Consider the following 6081-nt stretch of genomic DNA (forward strand, 5'->3'; position numbering starts at 1 on the left):
GTGGGGTTGCCGCCTGCGGGGGTTTCTGGGGTTGTGGCGCCCTGTTTATCGTCAACATGCGTTGCTTGTGCCCCCCGCTTGGCAGCCCTCCGCTGCTGGGGCCAACGCGGGTGCATCAATAGCGTTAGCAGGCCCTAGCCTAGGTAGCCCAAACCAGCCGCCGATTCACGTGGCTTTTCGGGTGGATACCCGCGAAAGGGTCGATGCGTTCTATCGTGCCGCGATGGCCGCAGGCGGGCGGGGCAATGGCCGCCCGGGCGTGCGGGCGCACTACCACCCGAACTATTACGCCGCTTTCGTCCTCGACCCGGACGGACACAATATTGAAGCCGTGTGCCACGAGGCGGTGTAGGGCCTTTTCACGCCTTTTTCGATAGACAAACTGATGTCCGTTTTCGGCCAGACGGCGGCGCGCCGGGCGACTAGAGTGAGGGCATGCAACTCGATCCCGACACCTGTTACAGCGCGCTGCTCACCCGCGACCGCCGCTTCGATGGCTGGTTTTACGTCGGCGTGTCGTCCACCGGGGTGTATTGTCGGCCGGTGTGTGCGGTACGCACGCCGCTCAAACGCAACTGCAGCTTCTATCCCAGCGCGGCGGCGGCGGAGCAGGCGGGTTATCGGCCCTGTCTGCGTTGCCGTCCCGAGCTGGCGCCGGGGCACGGTGTGCTCGATCTCTCCGGCCAGCTCGCCCGCGCCGCGGCCGCGCTGATCGACCAGGGGCTGACCGATCGCGACGGATTGAGCACCGTCGCGAGCCGCGTGGGCATCACGCCGCGGCATTTGCGGCGCATTTTCGAGGCGGAATTCGGCGTCTCGCCCGTGGCGTATGCGCAGACGCAGCGGCTGCTGCTGGCCAAGGGCCTGCTCACCGACACGGCGCTGCCGATGGCGGCGGTGGCCGGCGCGGCAGGCTTTGGCAGCGTGCGGCGGTTCAATCATTTGTTCCGCACACGCTATGGCCTGACGCCGCTGAGCCTGCGGCGGACGGGCGGCGCCTGCGGGCAGGAAGACTTGCTTACCGTGTCGCTCGCCTACCGGCCCCCCTACGCCTGGAGCCAGATGGTCGACTTTCTGGCGCGTCGCGCGGTGGATGGTGTGGAGCGCGTCACCGCCGATCGCTACAGCCGCGCCCTTGCCTTCGCCGACGAGCCGGGCGCGGCGCCGGTCACGGGCTGGATCGCGGTGACCCACGAGCCTGAGCGCCACAGCTTGCGCCTCACCCTGCCGCCACGTCTGTCGCCGCACATCGGCCGCATTCTGGCCGGCGTGCGGCGACTGTTCGACCTCAGCGCGCGCCCCGATCTGATCGACGCCCATCTGCCCGAGTTTGCCGCAGAAGTGCCTGGCCTGCGCGTGCCCGGCGCGCTCAATGGCTTCGAGATCGCCATGCGCGCCGTGGTCGGCCAGCAGATCGGCCTGTCGCAGGCGCGCCTCATTCTTGGCTGCTTGGCGCAGCGTCACGGCACCTCCGTGCCCGATGCGCCCGACGGTCTGTGCCGCACCTTGCCCGACGCGCCCACGCTCGCCGCCTGCACCCCCGAGGCGCTGCGCGCCTGCGGCCTGACCGGCGCCCGCGCCCTCAGCCTGCACGCGCTGGCGCTGGCCGTGGCCGAGGGACGCGTGGCGCTGCAGCCGCTCGCCCCGGTCGAGCCCACGCTTGCGGCGCTGCAGGCCCTGCCCGGCATCGGCGACTGGACGGCGCAGGTGATTGCGCTGCGCGGTCTGGGCTGGCCGAATGCCTTTCCCGCCGGCGATCTGGTGTTGCGCAAACAACTCGGCCTGACCCGTCCGGCCGACGTGCTGGCCCATGCCGAGCGCTGGGCGCCGTGGCGGGGCTATGCCGCGGTGCATCTGTGGCGCCGCGCGACTGAAGGAGAAACATCGTGAAAGCCGTCTTGGTCATGGACAGCCCGCTGGGCGCGTTGCAACTCACCGCCGAGGCAGACGGGCTCACTGCCCTGAGTTTTCTCGACGACGCAACGCCTCCAACCGCCGACGACACACCTCTGCTGCAGCGTGCCCGCGCGCAACTTCAGGCCTATTTCAGCGGCGATGTAATCCCCTTCGATCTGCCCTTGCGGCCCCAGGGCACGCCGTTCCAGCAAGCGGTCTGGCGGGCGCTGCAGACCGTGCCCTACGGACAGACGGTCAGCTATGCGCTGCTCGCGCAGCGGCTGGGCCTGCCCGCCGGCCATGCGCGCGCCGTGGGTGCGGCAGTGGGGCGCAACCCGCTGCTCATCGTCGTGCCCTGCCACCGCATCATCGGCCATGACGGCAGCTTGACCGGCTACGCTGCCGGCCTGCCGCGCAAGCAGGCGCTGCTCGATCTCGAACACGCTGCCCCGATTTCAACGCGAACTCCCACGCAAACCCCTACGCCCCGTCGCCCGCGCGCGGCCTGAGCGCTACGGCCAGCGCTGCGCATCAGCCGGATCACGCCCATGCCTTTCATCGAACTGTTTCTGCTCGCCGCCATCTGGGGCGCTTCTTTTTTGTTTCTGCGCATCGCCGTGCCCGAGTTCGGGCCGGTGCCGCTCATCGCGCTGCGCGTGGGCATTGCCTCGCTGGTGCTGCTGCCGGTGCTTCGCACGGCCGCGGCGCGCGCCCAGTTCCGCCGCAAACTCGGGCCGCTGCTGGTCGTCGGGGTGACCAACTCCGCGTTGCCGTTCACCTTGTTCGCGGTCGGCGCGCTGCACTTGGGCGCGGGCTTCGAGGCCATTCTGAATGCCACCACCCCGCTGTGGGCGGCGGTGCTGGGGGCGACGCTGTTCGGCGCGCCGATTGGCCGGGCGCAGGTCGTGGGACTGGGCGTCGGCCTGCTGGGCGTGGTCGTGCTGGTGGGCGATCAGCCCGGCCTCTCGCAGGGCGCTGCGCCGTGGGCGGTTGCTGCGGTACTGCTGGCGCCTGTGTCCTATGGCTTTGCCGTGCATTACGTCCGCCGCCATCTGGCCGGGGCCGATCCGGCCCTCACCGCTTTCGGCAGCCAGTTCACGGCCACGGTGCTGCTCGCGCTGCCCGCAGCGTTCACCTGGCCTGCGCACGCGGTGCAGGGCGACATCTGGGCCGCCGTGGCGGCGCTGGGCGTGCTGTGCACCGGCCTGGCCTATGTGCTGTACTTCCGCCTCGTGGCGCAGGTGGGCGCGGCCTACGCTGCCTCGGTCACCTTCCTCATTCCGGCTTTCGGCATGCTCTGGGGCGCGCTGTTCCTGCAAGAAGCCGTCACCAGCGCCATGCTGGCGGGCTGCGCGATCATCCTGTTGGGCACCGCGCTGGCGAGCGGACAGTGGAAGCGGCTGGTGGGTTTGCGGGTGTAGAAGAAGTCCGCGGTTCGGCCCACATTGCATTGTGGTCGCCGCTGTGAAATACTGAACATAAAAACAGTATTCGAGCGTGCCCCAATCGGCACGAAGTGCCATGACGCTGCGTTGCCTGCTGGTCGATTTCAACTCCTATTTCGCCTCGGTGGAGCAGCAGCTTTGCCCCGAGTTGCGCGGGCGGCCGGTGGGCGTGGTGCCGATGATGGCCGACACCACCTGCTGCATCGCCGCCAGCTACGAGGCCAAGGCTTTCGGTGTGAAGACCGGCACGCAGGTGGCCGAGGCGCGTCGGCTCTGTCCGGGCATCGTGTTCGTGGTGGCGCGGCATGCCGAGTATGTGCAGATTCACCACCGCGCCGTGGCCGTGGTGGACACCATCGCGCCGGTGGAGCGGGTGCTCTCCATCGATGAGATGACCTGCAGCCTGCCCATGGGCTGGACCAGCCGCGAGCGCGCCACGCAACTGGCGCTGCGCCTCAAGGCCGCGCTGCGCGAGGCGTTGGGCGAGTGCCTGCGGGTCTCGGTGGGCGTCGCGCCCAATGTGTTTCTCGCCAAGCAGGCGTCCAATCTGCAAAAGCCCGATGGTCTGGTGGTGCTCGACTCCACCGACCTGCCCGGCCCGCTGCTGCGCATGCAGCTCACCGATCTCACCGGCATCAATGTGCGCATGCTGGCGCGGCTGCAGGCGCAGGGCATCCACAGCGTGGAGCAGCTCTGGCGGGCGCGCCGCGAGCAACTGCGCGTGGTGTGGGGCGGCATCGCGGGCGAGGCTTTCTTCGACCGGTTGCACGGGTTGGTGTCGGGCGTGCAGGCGGCCAATCCGCGGCGTTCGCTCGGCCATTCGCATGTGCTGCCGCCCGAGATGCGCAGCGCCGAGGGCGCGCTGGCCGTGCTCGACCGCCTCACGCAGAAGGCCGCGATGCGCCTGCGCCGCGAGCACCTGCTGGCCGGCGCCATGACGGTGATGCTCAAGCTCACCCGTCGGCACGGCGAGCGTCTGCGTCCCGAGCGCGGCGCCCGCTTCGCGCCGACGGCCGACACCCGCGCCCTGCTGCACACCCTGCGCGAGTTGTGGCCCGGCATGGTTCCTGCGGGCTGGGCGCCGATGAAAGTGGCCATGCTGCTGCACGATCTGCGCCAGCCCGGGCAGACCAGCGCCAGCCTGTTTGAGGGCGACGTGCCCGGCTCCGATGCGGAGCAGGCCGCGCTGTGGGGCGCAGTCGATGCCCTCAACGTGCGCTACGGCCGCCACACCATCTATTGCGGCAGCGGCCACCAGGGACGGGAGGAAGCCCCCATGCGCATTGCGTTCAACCACATCCCTGATCTGGAAACGGAGGGCTGATGAGGGGGATGAATACACGAGACTCCAAGGCTGCGGTGAAAATGGTGCCGCACAACCCTCCATCCACCATCTCTCTGGGAGACCCCGATGCCCACACGCATCCTGCTCGTCCGTCATGGCGAAACCCGCCTGACGCTGGAAGACCGCTTTGCCGGATCGAACGATGAGCCCCTGTCCGACGAAGGGCGCGAGCAGGCCGCCAGCCTGGGCCTGCGGCTAGCGAGCGTGCCCATCGCCGCGGCCTACGCCAGCCCGATGGCCCGCACGATGGAAACCGCGCAGCGCGTGGCCGCCGCGCATGGTCTGCCGGTTCAGACCGCCGCCGCGCTGCGCGAGATCGACTACGGCAACTGGGAAGGCCTGACCCGCGACGAAGTCATCGACCGCTTTGCGCAGGCCTACGAGTTGTGGGAGGAAGACCCGCTGCTGGTGGCGCCCGAAGGCGGCGAGTCGGGCTTGAGCGTCATCCACCGGGCGCTGCCCTTTCTGCGCGAGATCATCGAGCGGCACCGGCATCAGACCGTGCTGGTCGTCTCGCACAAAGGCACCAATCGCCTGCTCGTCAGCAGCCTTCTGGGCCTGGACGCGCGCGGCTACCGCGAGCGCCTCGATCAAAGCCCCGCTGCGCTGACCATTCTCGATTTCATGAACGAGGTCCGCCCGCGTCTCAAGCTGTTCAACGACATCTCGCATTACCAGTCGTATCCCGACCGCGAGATTTCCGAACGCATCTCGAAATGGTGGCGCCCGACGGTGGAGGGTTGACGGTGCTGCGGCCAGGGCCGCGTACAGGCGCTCCTTCGGCGTTCAATTTTTTTGCGTTTCCGGCAAGGTCGTGAAGTGCTCGACCACCGGGGGCTGCGCGAAGTAGGGGCCGACGATGGCCCGCCACTGCGAGAACGCCTCGGACTGGCGAAAGCCCACGGTGTGGTCTTCCAGGGTGGCCCAGCGAATCATCAGCAGGTAGCGTTCGGGCGTTTCAATCCCTTTGCGGATCTCGTAGCCTTCGAACCCCTTGGCGTGCGAGATGACGGTGTTCACGCCATGGACGATGGCGGCTTCGAATTCGGCCTGACTGCCGGGCCGGATCTGAATATCGGCGAGTTCATGAATCATGTTGGGGAGTCTCCAGAGTTGGGTTCAACGTTCCTGATCGGTGGGGCGCATCAAAATTTCGTTGATGTTCACATGCGCCGGCTGGCCGGCACAGAACACGATGGCGCGGGCGATGTCTGCGCTTTGCAGCTGGCGCATGCTGTCGGCCCAGTTGTTGAGGGCGGTCTGCGTGGGCGCGTGGGCGATATGGTCGCGCAGCTCGGTCTGGGCCACGCCCGGCTCGATCACGGTGACGCGGATATTGTCTTTGTAGGCCTCGCGCCGCAGTGATTCGCTAAAACCCACCACGCCCCATTTCGA

At 68.3% G+C, this 6081-nt stretch carries 8 protein-coding genes; 6 read left to right on the forward strand and 2 right to left on the reverse strand.

The window, feature by feature from the left end:
- Positions 1 to 13: 13 nt before the first annotated feature.
- The 6 genes from AC2VLV_RS08040 to AC2VLV_RS08065 all read left to right on the forward strand — a co-directional run bounded on the left by AC2VLV_RS08040 (position 14) and on the right by AC2VLV_RS08065 (position 5430).
- The gene (locus AC2VLV_RS08040; protein WP_486989490.1) at positions 14 to 352 is read left to right on the forward strand and encodes a VOC family protein; all 339 of its coding nucleotides are present in this window, start codon (positions 14 to 16) and stop codon (positions 350 to 352) included.
- Positions 353 to 435: 83 nt separating this feature from the next.
- A complete protein-coding gene (locus AC2VLV_RS08045) occupies positions 436 to 1890 on the forward strand; it encodes an AlkA N-terminal domain-containing protein (RefSeq protein ID WP_486989484.1) in 1455 nt (484 codons plus the stop codon).
- A 14-nt stretch (positions 1891 to 1904) separates the two neighbouring features.
- Positions 1905 to 2405, forward strand: a complete 501-nt coding sequence (locus AC2VLV_RS08050) for a methylated-DNA--[protein]-cysteine S-methyltransferase (RefSeq protein ID WP_486989491.1) — start codon at positions 1905 to 1907, stop codon at positions 2403 to 2405.
- 39 nt (positions 2406 to 2444) lie between these two features.
- Complete coding sequence (locus tag AC2VLV_RS08055) at positions 2445 to 3317, forward strand: DMT family transporter (RefSeq protein WP_486989485.1); 873 nt, start codon at positions 2445 to 2447, stop codon at positions 3315 to 3317.
- Between the two features lie 100 nt (positions 3318 to 3417).
- On the forward strand, positions 3418 to 4665 hold the full coding sequence (locus AC2VLV_RS08060; protein WP_486989486.1) for a Y-family DNA polymerase: 1248 nt from the start codon (positions 3418 to 3420) through the stop codon (positions 4663 to 4665).
- A gap of 87 nt (positions 4666 to 4752) precedes the next feature.
- Positions 4753 to 5430, forward strand: coding sequence for a histidine phosphatase family protein (locus AC2VLV_RS08065; RefSeq protein WP_486989487.1), 678 nt, complete (start codon positions 4753 to 4755; stop codon positions 5428 to 5430).
- A 42-nt stretch (positions 5431 to 5472) separates the two neighbouring features.
- On the opposite strand, the gene AC2VLV_RS08070 is transcribed toward AC2VLV_RS08065, so the two are convergent.
- Both AC2VLV_RS08070 and AC2VLV_RS08075 read right to left on the reverse strand, forming a co-directional pair.
- Positions 5473 to 5781, reverse strand: coding sequence for an antibiotic biosynthesis monooxygenase family protein (locus tag AC2VLV_RS08070; RefSeq protein ID WP_486989488.1), 309 nt, complete (start codon positions 5779 to 5781; stop codon positions 5473 to 5475).
- 24 nt (positions 5782 to 5805) lie between these two features.
- The coding region (locus AC2VLV_RS08075; protein WP_486989489.1) for an SDR family NAD(P)-dependent oxidoreductase at positions 5806 to 6081 on the reverse strand (276 nt) is incomplete at its 5' end.

Source organism: Thiomonas sp. TH-17 (assembly GCF_057473305.1).

Bases quoted from the DNA above. Each gene is read 5' to 3' on its own strand.
- AC2VLV_RS08045 (WP_486989484.1), top strand. From the start codon at position 436: ATGCAACTCGATCCCGACACCTGTTACAGCGCGCTGCTCACCCGCGAC.
- AC2VLV_RS08055 (WP_486989485.1), top strand. From the start codon at position 2,445: ATGCCTTTCATCGAACTGTTTCTGCTCGCCGCCATCTGGGGCGCTTCT.
- AC2VLV_RS08065 (WP_486989487.1), top strand. From the start codon at position 4,753: ATGCCCACACGCATCCTGCTCGTCCGTCATGGCGAAACCCGCCTGACG.
- AC2VLV_RS08050 (WP_486989491.1), top strand. From the start codon at position 1,905: ATGGACAGCCCGCTGGGCGCGTTGCAACTCACCGCCGAGGCAGACGGG.
- AC2VLV_RS08070 (WP_486989488.1), bottom strand. From the start codon at position 5,781: ATGATTCATGAACTCGCCGATATTCAGATCCGGCCCGGCAGTCAGGCC.
- AC2VLV_RS08060 (WP_486989486.1), top strand. From the start codon at position 3,418: ATGACGCTGCGTTGCCTGCTGGTCGATTTCAACTCCTATTTCGCCTCG.